Here is an 18,660-nt window from a genome sequence, read left to right as displayed (position 1 = left end):
CATGTTGATGCTACTGACCTCATCTCAACTGGAGAAAAGACCAGATGAAAAATACGAACGACTAATCTTATAGTATCTCTATAAGCCGTTTCTAACCACACAAACAACTTTTAAACACAAGCGTGTTTCACGCCACGGGTGAGTTGCGCGCAAATGGAGGAAATCAAGATGAGTGAACTAAGTACCATGCAAACGGAATTAGTGGAAAAAACGAATGATTGTGAAGTCAAGCCAACTGCTATGGAACGCATTTTAAACAGAGCCTTAGAAAATGACGTCGACATGGACCGCTTAGAGCGTCTTCTTGCTTTAAGAGAAAAAGAAATAGAACGACAAAACTATCAAAACTTTGTCTCTGATCTTTCCGCTATGCAAACGGAATATCAAAAGATTGAAAAAACTGTTAAGAATAACCATACAAACAGCAAATACGCTACGCTTGATCAGTATATTGACGCTGTAAAGGACACACTTGCAAAACACAACTTTGCTTTGTTTTCTCATATTAAGCATCAAACAGAAAAAAACATTACCATAGAAATGACACTGTCTCATCCTTCAGGCAATGAAATCTCAACAGATGGAACATTTCCCATTGACGGTACAGGCTCTAAAAATAGCATACAATCCGTTGGTTCTACACTTACCTACGCACGAAGATACCTGTTAGGCATGCTTCTTAATGTAGCAAGCAAAGAAGACGATACAGATGGAAATATGCCGACTAAACCTGCTTTGCCGCGCCAGATCAATGAAATCAGAAGACTTATAGTACAAACGCAAACAGAAGAAGCAAAGATACTTTCTTATGCAAACGTTGAAAAGCTTGATGATATCTCTGATCAGAGCGCACAAACCGTTTTGCATCTTTTGAAAGATAAACAAAACAAGCAAATGGCACCAACACAACAACAAACGGCGGTGTGAGATGGAACAAAGAACAGCAGAGTGGTTTCAAGCGCGCTTGGGTAAAGTCACTGCTTCAAACGTTTACAACGTACTCAGTAAGACAGCCAAAGGATTGCCCACAAGCAAATATGAAGATTACAAAATGAAACTCATGACAGAGCGCTTAACAGGAGAAATAAGCCAATCTTATACAACAGCGGCTATGCAATGGGGTGTTGTATATGAAGAGAATGCACTGAAAGAATATGAATTCATTTATGACACCAATGTTACAAAATGCGGGTTTATCCAACACCCCAAAATAGAAATGGCGGGGGCTAGTCCTGATGGGTTCATTGGAGAGGACGGTTTAGTTGAAGTCAAATGCCCACGATCAACGACCCATCTTCGCTTTTTTATGGATGGCGAAATCAAGCCTGAATATTACGCACAAATGCAATTCCAAATGGCGTGTACAGGACGCAAATGGTGTCATTTTATTAGCTATAATCCAAACTTTGTAGGCAGATCTACTGGTTTGAGAATGAAAATCAAACGCGTTCACCGTGACGAGGAACAAATTGAAGAGATCAATAAAGCTGTTGAAGCCTTTTTAGCAGAAATAGATCAAGACATGAAGCAAATCTTGACAAAAGCCGCTTAACCTTATGGGGGTGTTTTGTTCCACGCATATCTACGAGCACCCCCACCCATTTACTAAGGAAATTAAACGTGTGTAACATCAAACATATTATCATACAGCCTGCTAAAGATGAGGAATTTTGTTTTTTTACCATTGGCTATGAAGGTAGGTCCCTTGAGAATTATCTTAAGAGTCTCATAGAAAACAATATCAAAACTTTATGTGATGTTCGTAAAAATCCAATAAGTAGAAAACGCGGATTTTCAAAAAGACAATTAGAGCAAGCTGTAAGCAACATTGATATTGAATATATGCATATGCCTGAACTTGGAATTGCTTCTGAAAAACGAAGAAATTTGAAAACACAAAAAGATTATGACCGCCTTTTTGAAGATTATCAAAATACAACTCTCAAGAATAATTCTTGTGCAATAAATAAATTATATCAAATTTTTTTAAATAAAAAGCGTGTTGCAATCACCTGTTTTGAAGCCAATGTATGCATGTGCCATAGAGGACAACTCGCATTAGCTCTTACTCAATTGCCTGATTGGAAATATGAAATTGAACACATCTAAAAAATAAACTTACAAACTTTTTACATATGGGGGTGCTCTCTCCTCCCAGCACCTCCGCCCATTATAATTATTCTCAACACGTCGATAATAAGGAAAATTTTAAATGAACGAAGAAAAATTAACTGCCTCAATAGAAAAAATAAGCTTATTCGAACAAGCTTTACTGTCGATGCGTTTGCAACGGCTTGTCAATATACAAGATCTCTCAATTTATCTCGGAATGTCAATGACATACATTAGAGAACTTGTAAAAATCGGAGCTTTTCCTAAGCCTATACAAGAAGGACGATACTTAAAATGGGATCTTGTTGAAATTGATCGTTATATTGAAGCCAAAAAAACAGAAAGAGATTCAGTAGAATTATCTTGAAGAGGTCCCAAATTACGAACTACTCATAGAGAAGATTAACAAAAATGACAGAAAATTATTGATAATAGTTTGATCATGAATAATTTAGTGACAATCGATAATGATGGTATTATCGTCACGACCTCTTTAAAAATTGCAGAGGTTGGATTTGAAATTTCACCTTTTTGAAAAAAAGGGTTCTATTTGCTTGGCTTTAACAGGCTTTTTCGGGTGTAGCTATGCCATACAATATCCGTTTGGGAAAAGCATAGCGATGGACTATCGACCGTGTTTGTTAACACCCAGCGCCTTAAAAAAGGAGGAGATCAAAGTGCTGAAAAGAATCTCAAAAGCAGAAATGATTCGCATTTTAGCATCATCGCGGTGCCGTCTGATAGCGTTATAATGGAGTTGTGAAAGGTGGTTTAGAAGGTGGTTTATTTTTTGTTGATTTTTATAACCTATTGAAAAATAAGGGGAAATTCAGATGCTGTGGTGCGGACGGCGGGACTTGAACCCGCAAGGTCTTAGACCGGCAGATTTTAAGTCTGCTATGTTTACCGTTTTCATCACGTCCGCGATAAGGCTTTCTCATAAGCTATATCTTTTGTTGAATCAAGAATTAATGATTAAGAGTAAAATTTTTCGTATTTTCTTCAATTTCTGACTGACAATGGTTGTCTTTATAGCTAGAAGAAGCCTGTATCATATTAAAGAAGCATGAAATGATTGGTGTTATGAGTAGTAAATTTATTCGAGACGTAAATAAAGCTATGGTGGCTCTTCATCATGTGTTTGCTGAAACACCACTTCAGAGAAATGATTTTCTTAGTCAAAAATATGATGCAGAAATTTATTTGAAACGTGAAGATTTAACACCAGTACGATCATATAAGATTCGTGGTGCTTTTAATTTTGTTTCAGAAATGCTTGATAATATATCCCAAGATGCTGCATTTGTTTGTGCATCAGCGGGGAATCATGCGCAAGGACTTTCTTTTGTTTGTCGCTATTTTAAGCGTAAAGGTGTGATTTTTATGCCTGTGACGACTCCGCAACAGAAAATTGATAAGACACGTGTTTTTGGAAAAGAGTTTATTGATATTCGTTTAGTGGGTGAGACGTTTGATCAATGTTATGCTGCTGCGCAGTCTTTTGCTGCGGAGAGTGGGGGAGTGATGGCACCACCTTTTGATGATATTCACATTATTACGGGGCAGGCGACAATTCTTTGTGAATCTGTTTTACAATGGAAAAAACTCAATGGGGAGAGTGAGCCAGATTTGATGATTGTACCTGTAGGTGGTGGTGGTTTGGCTAGTGGTGTAAGTAAATTTTTATGTGAATATGGTTGGAAAACGGAGCTTCGTTTTGTTGAACCACAAAGAGCTGCAAGTTTGCTTGCTTGTTTGAAGAGTGGAAAACGTGTCAAACTTGAAAATATCGATACATTTGTAGATGGTGCTGCTGTGGCCGAAATTGGTACGTTAAATTACACAATGCTGAAGCAGTTTTCACCCAATTCTGTTATTACAGTTCCTGAAAATCGTGTTTGTTCTACAATGGTTGAAATGCTCAACATTGAAGGTGTGGTCCTTGAACCAGCGGGTGCTTTATCAATTGATGCTCTTAACAGTATTTCTTCTCAAGAGTTGAAAGGAAAAAAAATCCTTCTTGTTATTTCAGGTGGTAATTTTGATTTTGAGCGTTTGCCAGATATTAAAGAGCGTTCTTTGCGTTTTCAGGGTTTGAGAAAATATTTTATTTTTAGTTTTCCGCAACATCCTGGTGCATTGCGTGATTTTCTTGCTCAACTTTCTCCAGATGATGATATCGTGCGCTTTGAATATTTTAAAAAATCTGCTAGAAATTTTGGTTCTGTGTTAATTGCAATTGAAACAAAAAAATACGATAATTTTTGTCTCTTAGAGAAAAATTTTCAAGCTTTAGGTTGGCGTTATCGTGATATTACAAACGATCAAACATTGTTTGATTTTGTTATATGATAAACTAAAATTTTTGCTGAAATGAGAAATATTAAGAATGGAATCTGTTTTTTGCTTTTTACTGGGACTGTTCTTGTTTTTAAGTGTTGCTAAACAGAGTTTAGCATCTGAACCAGTGATAGTACAAAAAGCTGAGCTTTTAAGATTAGTTGTTGATGTTAATAGTGCGTTAAAAAATAGGAATTTTGCACCTATTTCCGCTTATATGCCTGATCGGCTTTATAAAGAAATGGCGCGCCGATTGAATACAACAGAGGATAGTTTACGTCACAGTTTTCTTCAACAGCTGCATGTTCAATTTGAGAATTTGCCTGATGGTGCTTATCGTTTAAGTGAAAAAAACATAGACTATTTGCAAACTGATAAAGGTACTTTGTATGCTTTAATCCCGACTACGCTTGAGATGAAAGATCGCATCATGCGATATAAAACTTTGGCGATTTTTGATAAAACGCAATGGTATTTAATCTATGGTGGCCAGAAAACTGTACAAAATCCAGTTTTTCTAGAAATTTATCCTGATTTTAATAGGGTACATTTACCGAAGGAGATAATAATAAAGAAATAAGTGGTTAAAACATCGTGTTTCTTATTATAATAAATAACTTTCTCAAAGCGCTTGCTTTTTTGTCATAATTCTACGATAATATAAGTAAAGGTGTTTAAGATGGTTAATTGGCTCTTTAGTAGGATGGGGTTTATGCACCTTTCTCCTTTTTTCAAGGTGTTCATTGGGTGCGCAAATCGCTCTTTCAAGCGTTGCTTCACGAATTTGTAATATCAAGGTCTTTTTTGCGCGGATTCTTGGGTAACAGAGTTCAGCTTGTTACTTGTTTAGAGTCGTTGAGCTGAGGAAAGATTTTATTTTGACTATAAATAGAGAAAACGTTTTTATAAAGTTGGGTTTGTCTGCTCTTTTGAGTAAAAATTTGCTCATGGCTGGTATGGGTAAACCTACACCTATTCAAGAAAAAGCTATTCCGGTGATGTTGAGTGGGCGTGATATGTTAGGTATTGCACAGACAGGTTCTGGGAAGACCTTGGCGTTTAGTTTACCTATTCTCAGTCAGATTTTGATTTTGGGTGATAAACGTTGCCCCAAAACTGCGCGGGCTTTGATTTTGGTTCCTACGCGTGAACTCGCTGTTCAGATTGATGAAACAATTCGTGTTGCTGCGAGGGGAACGCATCTTTCGACATGTCTTATTTTTGGTGGGGTATCACGTTTAAAACAAATTAAACGCATAGAAGCTGGTGTGGATGTTTTGATAGCAACGCCAGGGCGTTTAAGAGATCTTGTTCGTGAAAAATGCGTTGATCTTTCTCAATCTCGTTTTTTAGTTCTGGATGAAGCAGACCGTATGTTAGATATGGGTTTTATTAATGATGTACAGCAAATTGCAAAGCTTTTACATCCAGAGCGTCAGACAGCACTTTTTTCTGCGACAATGCCGAAAGAAATCAATGTACTTGCGAAGTGTTTGCTCAATGAGCCAGTAACAATAGAGGTTACTCCTCAAGGGACGACTGTTGCAGAAATCACTCAGAAATTATATTGCGTCCCTACCAGTGAAAAAAAGAATGTTTTAGGTAAACTTTTGACAAATCCGGCTCTTACTTCGGTCATTGTTTTTACTCGAACTAAACACGGCGCTGATGCTGTTACACGTACTTTAACAAAGATAGGGTATTCTGTTGCAACAATTCATGGAAATAAATCGCAAAGTGCTCGCCAGTCTGCTTTGAAAGCTTTTCGTGAACAGGCTGTGCGGGTTCTTGTTGCGACAGATATTGCAGCGCGCGGTATTGATGTACTAGGAATAAGCCACGTTATTAATTATGATTTACCAGATGAAGCTGAAAGTTATGTGCATCGTATCGGTCGTACAGGACGTAATGGTGCGTCTGGTGAAGCATTCACACTTTTTGATGAAGGAGTAGAAGGAGCGCGGTTGCGTGCTGTAGAGCGCTTGATTTCTATGCGGTTAGTGCGTGAAGCTGTTCCAGTACAGTTTGCTGCATTTCCAGAAAAGCCGATTGTGCCAGAAGGTGAAAAAAACGAAAACAGTAAATTTTGTTTTAGAAAATCTAAACGTCAGAAGCGATTTTTGAATTGTAAAGATAAAACTGAACAATTACAGGGCAAAAATTCTCCATCTCCAAATGAAAGACACAAAAAAACAAAGGCATCTGCAAAGCGCGCAAAGTCTTTGCGTTTTCGTAAGTCAGTGAAGAAGGCAGCTTGAGTAAAATCTTTAGAAGGAATCATGGGCTTAGAATCTTTTCTTCTTTTCGATTTTTTCTCGCTTTAAATAAGGAAAAGAGAAACACAAGCAATACTCTTGCAAAAGTAAGAGAGGATTTTAAATATTTTTATTTTTTAAAATGAAAATATTTTACATATCTGGTATAATTTAAAAATTCCTTAAAAGGACTTATCATTCGTATTACTCATTAAAAGTGACTTTGAAAATTTTATTATTTCATATCTATTGGTGTATACTCTATTTAAAACATGTGAATAAATAAAAACATTATTTATAATTAAAGAATGTGTTGTTTTGTTTTTTTATACTGATTTATAATATAATAGAGAGAGTGTGTTATAGTTAGCGAAAATTTTTTCAGTATCCTTCCAATTTAGTTATAGGAATGTTTTGACATATATGGAGATGATATCGATAGATTTTTGTTTTCGTTCGATACTCTTTGTAGTTTGACAGTAGGTTTTGTACTAAGTTGGAAGAGGTAGAATTAGGTAAGAGTATGTGGTAATTTTTTGTTTTTATGGCTATTTTTTACCATTAACTACGTGTTTTGTGAAATTGGATTTTGACACATAAAATTGCCAAAAAGAATGAAAAATCGTAAAAATCGGAAATTGGTGGAAAAAATAAGAGAAGGCTTTGAAAGGTCTTTGAAAAAGCTCTGAAGTTTTTTTTAAGTCTGTAAAAGCCTAGAAAACCGCCTTTTAAGACCCTTTGAAAAAAACAATCCAAAAGTTCCATTGACTCTAAAATCAGCCCCAAATAACCTAAAAAGCAAAAAAGATATACGCCATATGGCGCGTTTCTATTTTTGAAAATATAATTATTAAAAAACAATGCGTTAATATAACATTCTTAATGTAAAGAGAAATGTGCTTGTATTTTTTATTTTAGAGAGGCATTAAGTGTATCTTATGTAGTTTCCAGATGTGCATCTTCAGCTTCTATTTGACGCTTTAAATGCAATTTCAGAAGAGGCAAAGTAAGTTCTGCTTTTCCGCTATCGTTGATGTTTTGAAAAACCTCTTGCAACTTTATACAAAGCTCAGCTGCTAATTTCGCTATATCTTCAGGGGGGAAGTTTAATTTTTGCTTCGCGATAAATTGGATAAGCCACGCGACTAAGCTTTTTTATGAGTCCGGCAGGGGTAGTTTGCGGTTTAAACCCCTACAGCTTTTGCTGTGTCACTAAACATCTCACCTTCACTTGTAGCTAGCCATTCCACAGATACACCGCAAATATTTTTGTAAATTACCAACATTGATACAGGTGGTTCGCGCAAACCAGTTTTATAATTACACATAGTATTTTTAGGTGCTGCAAGATGTTCAGCAAATTGTTTGCGCTCGGTGAAACTAGGGTCGCAGTTTTGATGAGACCTTTACTGAGAGTTTGCAAGCCGAGGGGACGATTATTAGGCAAGCAACGGCAGCACAACGGGCTTTATGGCTTTTAACCTCTGAGGCGTTGCGTGCGCAAAAGGGTACGGGCGAGATCCATTTTTATGGCAATCGTTATTGGGCGCGGGCGTTGAATGAGCATGCAGGGCAAAAGGTGATTGTACGCTTTGATCCGGATAATTTGCATCAGGATTTACGGGGTTATGACTTGAACAATCGGTTGCTTTGTTTGGCACCATGTCTTGCGGATGTTGGCTTTTACGACCAGCATGCGGCGCGTCTCAATGGGCGTTTGCGTAAAGAATATGTGAAGGGGAAGAAGGCATTGAAGATGAGAGGCATAAGATTGATATGGTAACAGAAATGCCGATTGGTTTAGAGGGAGTTTTTTTAGAAAAGCGCATACAATATGAATTACAGGAAAGCGAATATGCGCCGATCTTTGCTCTTGGCTTTAGTGTTGAAGAGGTGGAGCAATTGATCAAAGAAAATAGGGAATAAAATCGTTATAAGCATAAACAACAATATCTTTTGGAGTGCCTCACCTTGTGTGGGGCTTTTTTTATGGAGAAGCAGATGAGAAGAATATCATCAGAAGGACTTACACTTATCAAACAATGGGAAGGTTTACGGTTGAATGCCTATCAAGATATAGCATGCGTGTGGACCATTGGTTATGGACACACGAGCAAAGCTGGTAAACCGCTTGTCAAAAAAGGGATGTGTATTACACGACAGCAAGCAGAAGAAATTCTTTGTGAGGATTTAAAGCAATTTGAGACAGCCGTTGAGAAAGCTGTAACAGTTTCGCTAACGGATGAACAGTTCGCGGCATTAGTATCGTTTTGCTATAATGTAGGGATTAAAGCCTTTTGTCACTCGACGTTGTTGAAAAAACTGAATAAGGGAGATTATGAGGCTGTTCCAACAGAATTACAGAAATGGAATAAGGTAGGTGGAAAACCTCTTCAAGGGCTTGCAAACCGTAGAGCAGCGGAAGCAGGGTTATGGGCGAAAGGAAGTTATGTTTCTTCTAATTATCAAAGAGTAGAAACGAAAGCAGCAACAGGACTTCTCAAAATAGAAGCGCTTGCACCAATTATAGGCTCTTGTTCAGGTCTTGGAGGTTTGTTGGCGGGCAATGGTCCTATCCAATGGGCATTAGCAGGAATAATGGTTTTAGCGGCATGTACAGGCATAGTGTTTGTAGCCAAGCGATTTAGGGAGCAACGCTTGTGATTTTTTGGTTTAAGAAATATTTTCTTATGTTTACAGCGGCTTTAGCCGTTTTTTTTATGGCTTTAGCGAAAGCCTTTCACCTTGGCAAGAAAAGCGGATGGCATAAGCAAACAGAGAATGCGTTAAAGACAGCTATGACACGGCTTGAGGTTGAAAATGAAGTTAATCAGAAAAGTGATGTTGATGTGCGTACTGAACTTTCTTGTTGGGTGCGCAGCAAATAGGTCTGTTTCTTGTGTTGGCTGGTTGCCAATTTATCTTGATAATCAGGATGTTGCGGTCATCAGTTCTAACCTTGCAAGAGATATTTTAAAGCATAACAAGCAGGGAGCACATTTATGTGGTTGGAAAGATGGTCAAGAAACGAAGCAGCAAAGATAAAGATCTTACAGAAACAGAACAACAGCTGCTTTATGAGATGATAGAGACCTATCAAGGCTTAAAGATGATGTCACGCATCATGAAATGGTTAGCATTATGTTATCTTTGAAAAAGGTCAGCGTGAATTCCTGTACGGACAAGATGTAATTTGTCTTTTTCAATTCTATAAATCAGCAGCCAATCTGGTTCGATATGACTATCACGGCAACCAGCTCAAGAGCCTTTTAAGGGGTGGTCGCAATAATATTTCGGTAATGTTTTTTCTTCAATCAATAGGCTCAATAGTGTACGCAGTTTATTCATATTTTTACCGTGTTTTTCTACTTTGCGTACGTCACGCTTGAATTGTACTGAACGAATAGGTGTCAGCATATCAGATACCCAAGTCTTTAAATAGCGCGTCTGCGTTTTCGAATGTTTTACCTTTTCCCTCGTCTAGTTCTTTTATGGCTTTGCGTGTGGCGCTATTGGGTACTTTGACATCGAAAGGTAAGCAGCCTTCTTCAGCTCCACGCAAAAATGTCATGCGGATGAGATCTGAAGCACTTAAACCCATACGCTCTAGGGTGATCATTGCTTGTTTTTTCATTTCAGTGGGGATACGGGCGCGAACGATAGAGTCAGCTTTCATGGTAAATTCTTCATTCATTAATCTTTATTATGAGGTAGCTACATTGTAGCTCTAAGTTAACTTTTTATAACTAAAAACACTTTGGACTTCTGGTTTTGCTAAAAAAATACCCCGAAAAGAACTCTTGATTCGTAATAATTGAGGAAAATCATAAAAAGATTTGTTTGAATCAGAAGAAATATTTTTTCTCTAACAGGACTTTTTTGATGCTTACATCCTTTGGTAAAATTTTACGCAAACTTCGCATTGATCACTCCGAACGTCTCTTAGATATGGCTAAGAAATTAGACATATCTGTATCATTTCTATCTTCTGTAGAAATTGGCAAAAGATCTGTTCCTGTAGGACTGGAGGAAAAGATCATAGAGCTCTATGGTTTAGATAAAGCTATGGCTTCTCTCTTAAAAAAAGCAGCCTATTCTTGTCGAAAAAGCATCATAATAAAGCCTTCTACTCCGTTGCAACGTGAAACTGCTGGCATGTTTGTTAGAATTTTAGAGGATTTAGAAGCATTCAAACCATTATTAGAAATGATTAGCGAAGCGCAAAGAAAAGAAAATGCTACTGTTGTAGAGAAATGTTAAAAATCCTATTCCCCAATTTTTATTTACGCATCCCGAACCTTAAAAAAGATATATAATATCAATAACTTAATAGATATATAAAGTTACATGGTGGGCGTGACAGGGATTGAACCTGTGACCCCTACGATGTCAACGTAGTGCTCTCCCGCTGAGCTACACGCCCATTTAATAACGTTGCATACATCACATAGAATGACAAACGTCAATGCCTAATTTAATTTTCTATTTAATTCGTCACGAATAACTTAGAAACATAGCTCCTTTTAAGCAGCTATAAGTATCTTTTCAACTTCATTAACAAGTTCACGCAAGTGAAACGGTTTAGAAAGCACTTTTGCATCAGGAGGGGCATCGCTATTTGAATTGAGTGCAACTGCTGCGAAACCTGTAATAAACATCACGCGTAAATCAGGATCAATTTCAGTAGCGCGTCGTGCCAATTCGATACCGTCCATTTCCGGCATCACAATATCAGTAAGTAGAAGGGAAAACGGTTCTTCCTGTAAACGTTCATATGCGCTCGCACCGTTATCGAAATCGGCGACTTCGTAGCCTGCACGTTCTAAAGCTTTCGCTAGAAAGCGACGCATATCGTTATCATCTTCTGCGAGCAGGATTCGTTTCATGATTATATTCCAATAGCTCCATTCGTCAGAGTTTTTTGCCACATCAATTATACAATATAGAGTATTTATAAAAAAGATGATAAAATGCTCATAATTGGAATGAATAGCAAAATGGTTAATTTTTGCCTTCTTGTCAAGGATATAGCATATTCGTTGTAAGTTAGTTAAATTCGATCTGAATATTTTAAGCGCAATTTCTGTTTCTTTTTAATTTTTCCATTTTGGTAAAAGCTTCGTTGAAGAAGTTGTGGGAGTATCCATTTCAGAAACTGTTTATATTGAAGAAAACAAAAAAGACGTACGAAAAAGATGAGTTTTTATAACTGTTTGTTTTATGTATACTTTTATAAACGTACCATTATATAATATAAAAAAATTAATAATAAACAAGCAATGTAGTAAATTATCTGCATTTTTATTATTTTTATATTGTTAATTATATTTTTTATTAGTAAATATCAATTTATAGATAAATTATCATAGAAAATAAATGCATCGAAGGCAGCCCAAAATTGTTTCTTGTAACTTTCTTCATGCATGACTGTATCAAGTTCAGCACCTGTAATGGTGATACTGTCTGTTAGTCGTGTGTGTTGGCATAACTGTCGCACCTCAATGTTATTCGCAATGTTGTTTTGATTGGCGAGAATAAACAGTGTTGGGATTTGCAAATGTCCGTGAAATATATTTTTTTTCATAGAGGAAATTGCATTCAGTACGGATGCCATCCATCGAGATGTTGGGGACTTTGTTTGTTTGTGTTTTTTTCCACTTTTAGCTGGTACGAATCCCAAGCCTATATCAGAAAAAAATTGTGTTAATTTATGTTGGAAGCCATTTGTTTTATTGCCCAACGGTGCAAAAAGGGGAGAAACGCAGAGCATTTTCTTAAACTGGTGATTAAGAAGATCCAGTCCGCTAAGTGCTATCAATCCTCCTATACCGTAGGTTAGCATATAGTAAGGTGGTGGACAACTAGGATAAATGACATTTCTAAGAAATTCATTTAAGTCATTAATATCATTGTTAATATCGAAATAATGATATCGGCTCTGTTTTCTTGTATTGAATGGTGAATTTTCTCGTCCAAACCAGTCAAATATTGCAGTATGAAAACCACGTTTAGAAATTTCATTTATTGATAAAAAATATTCTTCTAAAGCATTTGTATGGTTTCCGAGAATAACAATTGTTCCCTTGGATTTTTCCATATCAGGGTATGTTGTCATAACACGAACTCCGCGATCCATGGCTATTTTAAGATAGCTATTACGGATATTGGGAGAAACAGAATCGCAATTTGTGTGATAAAGAAATGTTTCCAATTGATAACCTTTGCAGTGTATTTTGCAACTTAGTGAAGTGAGATAACGAGAGGACTCAATATATAATGATAAAGAAGGATTAAGAAACAGTTATGTTGTTTTGTATGTTTTTACAAATTCGAGCGTAAAAGAGTTGAAATAGGATAGAACAGTTACCAGATAAATGATGCGGTCGCTACTCTGGGCCGTTGGTTCACGGACAGTTTGCCATTCGGAAACTTAGTGAGTCAATTAATTGTAGTCGCTCTAAAGGAGGGCAATACTATGCGTCAAGTAGATTTTTCACCATTTTATCGTTCAACAGTAGGTTTTGATCATCTTTTTAACTGGTTTGATTCTAGGACTCAACTTGAGGATGTTTCTTCTTATCCACCTTATAACATTGAGCGTTTAACTGAAGATTCTTATAGAATTTCTATGGCTGTTGCTGGTTTTTCTCAAGATGAAATCGATATCGAAACGCATTGCAATCAGCTGATCGTTAAGGGGCAGAGAAGTCCTGAAAATGATGATGAAGAACGAGAATTCCTTTATCGAGGTATTGCGTCACGTGCTTTTGAGCGGCGTTTCCATTTAGCTGATCACGTTAAAGTTATTGGAGCAGAGCTTGGTGATGGACTTCTTCATATTCAGCTTAAAAGAGAAACGCCAGCTGAATTAAAACCAAAAAAGATAGCTGTGCAGACATCAATATCTGCCATGAAAAATGATAATAATCATACTATGAGTAAAGCAAATTTAGAAGTTGAGAAAACTGAATGATTATTAATTCCTTCTATCTTATTATTGAGGTAGAGAAATAACGCGAGACAGAGGTCTCGCGTTTTATATATTTTCTATCAAAAAAAGAGCTATTTGAATAAAACTACCTATTCCTAGTTTATAGCAATTATTCTACCATATATCGCTGTACATTGAGGAAATGAAACAGATTTTTAAAGCTTCATACCTGCTAAAAGACAATCGTTTCATTCACTGTAGTTTGACAGTAGGTTTTATACTAAGTAGGAAGAGGTGAGATTAGGTAGGAATACGTAGTAATTTATTGTTTTTATGACTATTTTTTATCATTAATGCGCGTTTTTTCAAAATGGGTTTTGACACCTAAAATTACAAAAAAAAGTAGCAAAAATCAAAATTTGGCAGCAAAAATGATAGAAGGCTTTGAAAGGTCTTTGAAAAAGCTTTGAAGATTTTTAAAAAGTCTGTGAAAGCTTAGAAAATTGAACTCTACACTTTAGATCAAGAGGCGGCAGAACTTTCGAGAAAAGAATCAGATGTCTCTCGCACAAATTTTACAATCAAATCTTCTCGTCCGTTAAGTCGTGAAACTGTGGACATGTTTGTTAGACGTTTAAATGTTTTTTCACAAGAGGATTTAGAAGCATTCAAAAAAATATTAGAGAAATTAGCGAAGCGCAAAGAAAATGCTACTGTTGTAAAGAAATGTTAAAAAATCCTATTTTCTTACTTTTATTTAGGCATCCCTCACTTAAAAAAACACGTGAAACATCAATAAGTTAATACGGATATAAAGTTATATGGTGGGCGATGAGAGACTCGAACTCCCGACATCCTCGGTGTAAACGAGGCGCTCTACCAGCTGAGCTAATCGCCCAATGCAATGACCAGCAATTGAATAGACACTCCTTAAGGAAAAATTTTTACAAACGCAAGAATAAAGATAGCATTTGATGATTTTTTTAAAAAAATGCATAAGTCTTCTTGACATAAACGAATGAACACCTTACACGACCGCTTATACCAATAATGAATTGGTTCAAAAGAAGTGCGCGGGTGTAGCTCAGTTGGTTAGAGTGCTGGCCTGTCACGCCGGAGGTCGCGGGTTCGAGCCCCGTCACTCGCGCCATTTCGTAACTCCTTCATGAGATTTCTGTCTTGAACAAAAATATCAGTTATATAGCTGTTAGAGTGCTAGCTTTTAAAATGTTTTTTCGAATTTAGATTCTTTCGTTTTTTATAAGAATAGGACTTGCGTCTTTGTTCTCTCTGCGTTACCTATGCGGGTAGGAAAAGCATCGCTCGGAATGTGCTCCAAGCAGTGTGAGCGGGATTAACAGTGCAGTTATTATAATTACTTATTTAATTTAACGATGTGGAGTAATTGCGTTAATTCGGATCATTTCATTAAGGTGGAAGAGGATTATGACTCATTTATTGGGCTCTTATTTACCAGTTTTAATCTTTATCATTGTTTCAGCAGTTATTGCGGGAGTTCTTTTAATTATGCCCTATATCGTGGCTTATCGCTCTCCTGATCCTGAAAAATTATCAGCTTATGAATGTGGATTTAATTCGTTTGATGATGCGCGCATGAAGTTTGATATTCGTTTTTATTTAGTATCGATTTTGTTTATTATTTTTGATCTTGAGGTTGCTTTTCTTTTTCCTTGGGCTGTTTCATTTGAATCAATAGGTATGTTCGGCTTTTGGTCGATGATTGTGTTTCTAGCGCTTTTGACAATTGGATTTATATACGAATGGAAAAAAGGAGCTCTTGAATGGGATTAATATCTAACAATTCAACGATTACCGCTCCAAAACCAAAAGGGGTTATCAATCCAAATACGGGCGAGTTGATAGGTTCTGACGATGAATTCTTCCGTGATATTAATGCTCAATTATCGGATAAGGGCTTTTTAGTTACTTCGGCAGATGCTTTAATTACTTGGGCGCGTACTGGTTCTTTAATGTGGATGAGTTTTGGTTTGGCTTGTTGTGCTATTGAAATGATGCAGTGTTCAATGCCTCATTACGATAATGAGCGTTTTGGATATGCGCCACGCGCGTCACCCCGCCAATCAGATGTAATGGTGGTAGCGGGTACTTTAACAAATAAAATGGCACCTGCTTTAAGGAAAGTGTATGATCAAATGCCAGAGCCGCGTTATGTGATTTCTATGGGATCGTGTGCCAATGGTGGGGGGTATTATCATTACTCTTATTCAGTTGTACGTGGATGTGATCGTATTGTACCTGTGGATATTTATGTTCCAGGGTGTCCACCTACGGCGGAAGCATTGCTATATGGTATATTATTGTTGCAGAAAAAAATCCGTCGTACTGGTTCTATAGAGCGATAGGGAGCTTTATTCATGGTGAATGAATCATTAGTTGAACTTGCTACCTATTTGAAAAAAAAGTTAGGGGATAAACTTGAAGAAACGATTTTTGCATTTGGTGAATTAACTCTTATATCGCGTCTTAATGCGATTACGGATGTTTTAATGTTTGTTCGTGATGATTCTCGCTGTCAGTTTATTAATATTACAGACATTAGCGGTGTTGATTATCCTTCTCGTGATAAACGTTTTGATGTTTCTTACCAATTATTATCTCCTCGCGAGAATTTGCGTTTGCGTGTAAAGGTCCGTACAGATGAAAATACCCCCGTTGCTTCTGTATGCTCGATTTATCCCGGAGCCGAGTGGTATGAGCGTGAGGCGTACGATATGTACGGAATTTTATTTTCAGGTCATCCTGATTTAAGACGGATTTTAACTGACTATGGATTTGAAGGACATCCTTTGCGTAAAGATTTTCCAGTGACAGGATTTGTTGAATGTCGCTATGATAATGAAGCAAAGAGGGTGATTTATGAACCTGTGGTTTTGCGTCAAGAGATGCGCAGTTTTGATTTTCTTTCTCCTTGGGAAGGAGGGGAATATGTATTGCCGTGTGATGAAAAAGTGGATGTCAAGAAATGATATTTGGAGCTCATAGGGTTCCATAATAAAAGTAATAGAATTGTAAAATAATTAAGTATTTTAGTATGATAAAGTTTTTTATTAACATTTGATATGAAGTAAAAAACTTAAGGGGTTGATTGTGGCTGAGGTCAATGTTCGGAACTTTAATATCAATTTTGGACCGCAGCATCCTGCTGCGCATGGGGTTTTGCGTATGGTTCTGGAATTGGACGGTGAAGTTGTTGAGCGTGTAGATCCACATATTGGATTATTGCATCGCGGTACCGAAAAATTAATGGAAACAAAAACTTATCTTCAAGCTGGTCCTTATCTAGATCGTTTGGATTATGTTGCTCCTATGAATCAGGAGCATGCTTTTGTGCTTGCTATTGAAAAATTATTGGGTGTTGAGGTGCCCAAGCGAGGACAGTTAATACGTGTTTTGTTTTCTGAAATTGGGCGCATACTTAATCATTTACTTAATGTAACAACACAGGCAATGGATGTTGGTGCTTTGACTCCACCACTTTGGGGGTTCGAGCAACGTGAAAAATTGATGATTTTTTATGAGCGCGCATGTGGTGCACGCCTTCATGCAAATTATTTTCGCCCTGGTGGTGTGCATCAAGACTTACCAGAATCTTTAATTGAGGATATTGGTAATTTTATTGATCCGTTTCTTCTTGCTCTTGGTAAACTGGATGCGCTTGTGACGCCAAATCGAATTTTTAAGCAGCGTAACGTGGATATTGGCATAGTGAGTATTGATGAAGCTTGGGCACGTGGTTTTTCTGGAGTTATGATTCGCGGAGCTGGTGTGCCATGGGATTTGCGTAAAAGCCAACCTTATGAATGTTATGATGAAATGGATTTTGATATTCCTGTAGGTAAGAACAGTGACTGTTATGATCGTTATCTGATTCGTATGGAAGAAATGCGCCAATCAGCAAAAATTATGCGCCAATGTGTGGATCGTTTGCTTGGTGCTGAAAAAAGTGGACCAGTCTCGAGTTTGAATCGTAAAATTGTGCCCCCAAAGCGGTGTGAAATGAAAAGTTCGATGGAAGCACTTATTCATCATTTCAAGCTTTATACGGAGGGTTTTCATACTCCTCCTGGTGAGGTATACGTCGCTGTGGAAGCTCCGAAGGGTGAGTTTGGAGTTTATCTTATTTCTGACGGGACTAATAAGCCTTATCGTGTTAAGTTGCGCGCTCCTGGTTTTGCTCATCTTCAAGCCATGGATTTTTTGACTCGAGGTCATATGTTAGCGGATGCTACAGCTATTTTGGGGTCAATAGATATTGTTTTTGGGGAGGTTGATCGCTAATGTCTGTGCGCCGTCTTGCAGATGATATTTACCAACCTGCGGAGTTTTCTTTCACAAAAGAAAATCAGATATGGGTAAAAAATACCATAGAAAAATATCCTGTAGGACGTGAGCAATCCGCTGTAATTCCATTATTAATGCGTGCTCAAGAGCAAGACGGTTGGGTAACACGTGCTGCGATTGAGCATATTGCTCAAATTCTTTCCATGGCTTATATTCGTGTTTTGGAAGTTGCGACTTTTTATACTCAGTTTCAGCTTCAACCAGTTGGAACAAGGGCGCATATTCAAGTTTGTGGTACAACTCCTTGTATGTTACGTGGTTCTAGTGAATTGATTAAAGTTTGCCAGAAAAAAATTCATCATGAACCTTTTGTTACCAATAAAGATGGAACATTATCGTGGGAAGAAGTGGAATGCCTTGGCGCTTGTGTAAATGCTCCTATGGTTATGATTTTTAAAGATACTTATGAAGATCTTACAGCTGAACGTCTTGAAGAAATTATTGATGCATTTGAAGCAGGTAAAGGTTCTGAGATAACAGTTGGTCCGCAAAGTAGTCGTAAATCATCGGAGCCAATTAGCGGTTTAACTTCTTTAATTGATGCGGATGCAGAAAAAAAGAAATTACACAAATTATTCAGAGAATAAAGAATGATAAGAAAATGGGAGTATAATAGGTATTTTTTCTTGAGAAGTTGTC

22 protein-coding genes, 4 tRNA genes and 3 pseudogenes are annotated in these 18,660 nt (G+C 37.1%); 21 read left to right on the top strand and 8 right to left on the bottom strand.

What is annotated here, in order from left to right; translation table 11 throughout:
* The first annotated feature begins 168 nt into the window (after positions 1 to 168).
* The 4 genes from MCO_RS06720 to MCO_RS06705 all read left to right on the top strand — a co-directional run bounded on the left by MCO_RS06720 (position 169) and on the right by MCO_RS06705 (position 2,479).
* The gene (locus MCO_RS06720; RefSeq protein WP_007553383.1) at positions 169 to 927 is read left to right on the top strand and encodes an ERF family protein; all 759 of its coding nucleotides are present in this window, start codon (positions 169 to 171) and stop codon (positions 925 to 927) included.
* A gap of 1 nt (position 928) precedes the next feature.
* A complete protein-coding gene (locus tag MCO_RS06715) occupies positions 929 to 1,552 on the top strand; it encodes a lambda exonuclease family protein (protein WP_007553382.1) in 624 nt (207 codons plus the stop codon).
* Between the two features lie 68 nt (positions 1,553 to 1,620).
* Positions 1,621 to 2,109: a DUF488 family protein gene (locus MCO_RS06710; protein ID WP_007552583.1), complete on the top strand. Its 489-nt coding sequence runs from the start codon at positions 1,621 to 1,623 to the stop codon at positions 2,107 to 2,109.
* 103 nt (positions 2,110 to 2,212) lie between these two features.
* Positions 2,213 to 2,479: an AlpA family transcriptional regulator gene (locus MCO_RS06705; protein ID WP_007553381.1), complete on the top strand. Its 267-nt coding sequence runs from the start codon at positions 2,213 to 2,215 to the stop codon at positions 2,477 to 2,479.
* A gap of 472 nt (positions 2,480 to 2,951) precedes the next feature.
* Here MCO_RS06705 and MCO_RS06700 read toward each other — a convergent pair.
* A tRNA-Leu gene (locus tag MCO_RS06700) sits at positions 2,952 to 3,037 on the bottom strand.
* Positions 3,038 to 3,183: 146 nt separating this feature from the next.
* Here MCO_RS06700 and ilvA point away from each other — a divergent pair.
* From ilvA to MCO_RS06685, 3 genes are all read left to right on the top strand, one after another.
* The gene (gene ilvA, locus MCO_RS06695) at positions 3,184 to 4,464 is read left to right on the top strand and encodes a threonine ammonia-lyase IlvA (RefSeq protein ID WP_007553380.1); all 1,281 of its coding nucleotides are present in this window, start codon (positions 3,184 to 3,186) and stop codon (positions 4,462 to 4,464) included.
* 37 nt (positions 4,465 to 4,501) lie between these two features.
* Positions 4,502 to 5,032: a hypothetical protein gene (locus MCO_RS06690; RefSeq protein ID WP_007553379.1), complete on the top strand. Its 531-nt coding sequence runs from the start codon at positions 4,502 to 4,504 to the stop codon at positions 5,030 to 5,032.
* 298 nt (positions 5,033 to 5,330) lie between these two features.
* The gene (locus MCO_RS06685; protein ID WP_007553378.1) at positions 5,331 to 6,710 is read left to right on the top strand and encodes a DEAD/DEAH box helicase; all 1,380 of its coding nucleotides are present in this window, start codon (positions 5,331 to 5,333) and stop codon (positions 6,708 to 6,710) included.
* Positions 6,711 to 7,643: 933 nt separating this feature from the next.
* Here the strand turns inward: MCO_RS06685 and MCO_RS10635 are convergent.
* Positions 7,644 to 8,086 (bottom strand): annotated as a pseudogene (locus MCO_RS10635) (helix-turn-helix domain-containing protein); the annotation flags it as partial.
* Between the two features lie 5 nt (positions 8,087 to 8,091).
* Here MCO_RS10635 and MCO_RS10630 point away from each other — a divergent pair.
* The 6 genes and pseudogenes from MCO_RS10630 to MCO_RS10625 form a co-directional block, all read left to right on the top strand.
* A pseudogene (locus MCO_RS10630) lies at positions 8,092 to 8,481 on the top strand (Mu transposase C-terminal domain-containing protein); the annotation flags it as partial.
* A 2-nt stretch (positions 8,482 to 8,483) separates the two neighbouring features.
* On the top strand, positions 8,484 to 8,633 hold the full coding sequence (locus MCO_RS06665; RefSeq protein ID WP_007553376.1) for a hypothetical protein: 150 nt from the start codon (positions 8,484 to 8,486) through the stop codon (positions 8,631 to 8,633).
* A gap of 75 nt (positions 8,634 to 8,708) precedes the next feature.
* Positions 8,709 to 9,371 (top strand): lysozyme, encoded by a 663-nt coding sequence (locus MCO_RS06660; protein WP_007552638.1) that lies wholly within the window; start codon positions 8,709 to 8,711, stop codon positions 9,369 to 9,371.
* The gene (locus tag MCO_RS06655) at positions 9,368 to 9,595 is read left to right on the top strand and encodes a hypothetical protein (RefSeq protein WP_007553375.1); all 228 of its coding nucleotides are present in this window, start codon (positions 9,368 to 9,370) and stop codon (positions 9,593 to 9,595) included. Before MCO_RS06660 ends, MCO_RS06655 begins: the two co-directional genes overlap by 4 nt.
* Positions 9,528 to 9,752, top strand: coding sequence for a hypothetical protein (locus MCO_RS11255; RefSeq protein ID WP_081488154.1), 225 nt, complete (start codon positions 9,528 to 9,530; stop codon positions 9,750 to 9,752). The genes MCO_RS06655 and MCO_RS11255 overlap by 68 nt, the downstream gene beginning before the upstream one ends.
* Positions 9,724 to 9,861 carry a hypothetical protein gene (locus MCO_RS10625; protein WP_196794036.1) on the top strand — a complete coding sequence of 46 codons (138 nt, stop codon included), beginning with the start codon at positions 9,724 to 9,726 and terminating at the stop codon, positions 9,859 to 9,861. The genes MCO_RS11255 and MCO_RS10625 overlap by 29 nt, the downstream gene beginning before the upstream one ends.
* Here the strand turns inward: MCO_RS10625 and MCO_RS11250 are convergent.
* Both MCO_RS11250 and MCO_RS06645 read right to left on the bottom strand, forming a co-directional pair.
* Positions 9,852 to 10,124: pseudogene (locus tag MCO_RS11250) on the bottom strand (type II toxin-antitoxin system YafQ family toxin). The gene MCO_RS10625 and the pseudogene MCO_RS11250 sit on opposite strands and share 10 nt — an antisense overlap.
* A 1-nt stretch (position 10,125) precedes the next feature.
* A complete protein-coding gene (locus MCO_RS06645) occupies positions 10,126 to 10,383 on the bottom strand; it encodes a type II toxin-antitoxin system RelB/DinJ family antitoxin (RefSeq protein WP_040299008.1) in 258 nt (85 codons plus the stop codon).
* Between the two features lie 206 nt (positions 10,384 to 10,589).
* Between MCO_RS06645 and MCO_RS06640 the strand changes: the two genes are divergently transcribed.
* A complete protein-coding gene (locus MCO_RS06640; protein WP_007553373.1) occupies positions 10,590 to 10,967 on the top strand; it encodes a helix-turn-helix domain-containing protein in 378 nt (125 codons plus the stop codon).
* Positions 10,968 to 11,055: 88 nt separating this feature from the next.
* Here the strand turns inward: MCO_RS06640 and MCO_RS06635 are convergent.
* The 3 genes from MCO_RS06635 to MCO_RS06625 all read right to left on the bottom strand — a co-directional run bounded on the left by MCO_RS06635 (position 11,056) and on the right by MCO_RS06625 (position 12,918).
* Positions 11,056 to 11,130, bottom strand: a tRNA-Val gene (locus MCO_RS06635).
* A 100-nt stretch (positions 11,131 to 11,230) separates the two neighbouring features.
* Positions 11,231 to 11,593 (bottom strand): cell cycle two-component system response regulator CpdR, encoded by a 363-nt coding sequence (cpdR, locus tag MCO_RS06630; protein WP_004858948.1) that lies wholly within the window; start codon positions 11,591 to 11,593, stop codon positions 11,231 to 11,233.
* 458 nt (positions 11,594 to 12,051) lie between these two features.
* Positions 12,052 to 12,918 (bottom strand): serine aminopeptidase domain-containing protein, encoded by an 867-nt coding sequence (locus MCO_RS06625; protein ID WP_007553372.1) that lies wholly within the window; start codon positions 12,916 to 12,918, stop codon positions 12,052 to 12,054.
* Positions 12,919 to 13,182: 264 nt separating this feature from the next.
* On the opposite strand from MCO_RS06625, the gene MCO_RS06620 reads away from it, so the two are divergent.
* On the top strand, positions 13,183 to 13,680 hold the full coding sequence (locus MCO_RS06620; RefSeq protein ID WP_007553371.1) for an Hsp20 family protein: 498 nt from the start codon (positions 13,183 to 13,185) through the stop codon (positions 13,678 to 13,680).
* Between the two features lie 780 nt (positions 13,681 to 14,460).
* Here the strand turns inward: MCO_RS06620 and MCO_RS06610 are convergent.
* Positions 14,461 to 14,536, bottom strand: a tRNA-Val gene (locus MCO_RS06610).
* A gap of 175 nt (positions 14,537 to 14,711) precedes the next feature.
* Between MCO_RS06610 and MCO_RS06605 the strand changes: the two genes are divergently transcribed.
* From MCO_RS06605 to nuoE, 6 genes are all read left to right on the top strand, one after another.
* Positions 14,712 to 14,788, top strand: a tRNA-Asp gene (locus tag MCO_RS06605).
* 296 nt (positions 14,789 to 15,084) lie between these two features.
* Entirely contained in the window at positions 15,085 to 15,450 is a 366-nt protein-coding gene (locus MCO_RS06600; protein ID WP_007553370.1) for an NADH-quinone oxidoreductase subunit A, read from the top strand.
* Positions 15,441 to 16,022 carry an NADH-quinone oxidoreductase subunit B family protein gene (locus tag MCO_RS06595; protein ID WP_007553369.1) on the top strand — a complete coding sequence of 194 codons (582 nt, stop codon included), beginning with the start codon at positions 15,441 to 15,443 and terminating at the stop codon, positions 16,020 to 16,022. The genes MCO_RS06600 and MCO_RS06595 overlap by 10 nt, the downstream gene beginning before the upstream one ends.
* A gap of 15 nt (positions 16,023 to 16,037) precedes the next feature.
* The gene (locus tag MCO_RS06590; protein ID WP_196794034.1) at positions 16,038 to 16,646 is read left to right on the top strand and encodes an NADH-quinone oxidoreductase subunit C; all 609 of its coding nucleotides are present in this window, start codon (positions 16,038 to 16,040) and stop codon (positions 16,644 to 16,646) included.
* A gap of 121 nt (positions 16,647 to 16,767) precedes the next feature.
* Positions 16,768 to 17,958, top strand: coding sequence for an NADH-quinone oxidoreductase subunit D (locus MCO_RS06585; protein WP_007553367.1), 1,191 nt, complete (start codon positions 16,768 to 16,770; stop codon positions 17,956 to 17,958).
* Positions 17,958 to 18,608 (top strand): NADH-quinone oxidoreductase subunit NuoE, encoded by a 651-nt coding sequence (nuoE, locus tag MCO_RS06580; RefSeq protein ID WP_007553366.1) that lies wholly within the window; start codon positions 17,958 to 17,960, stop codon positions 18,606 to 18,608. The genes MCO_RS06585 and nuoE overlap by 1 nt, the downstream gene beginning before the upstream one ends.
* Positions 18,609 to 18,660: the final 52 nt, after the last annotated feature.

Source organism: Bartonella sp. DB5-6 (assembly GCF_000278115.1).
GTDB classification, from domain to species: Bacteria; Pseudomonadota; Alphaproteobacteria; order Rhizobiales; family Rhizobiaceae; genus Bartonella; species Bartonella refiksaydamii.
This window is presented reverse-complemented; position numbering and strand designations above follow the sequence as displayed.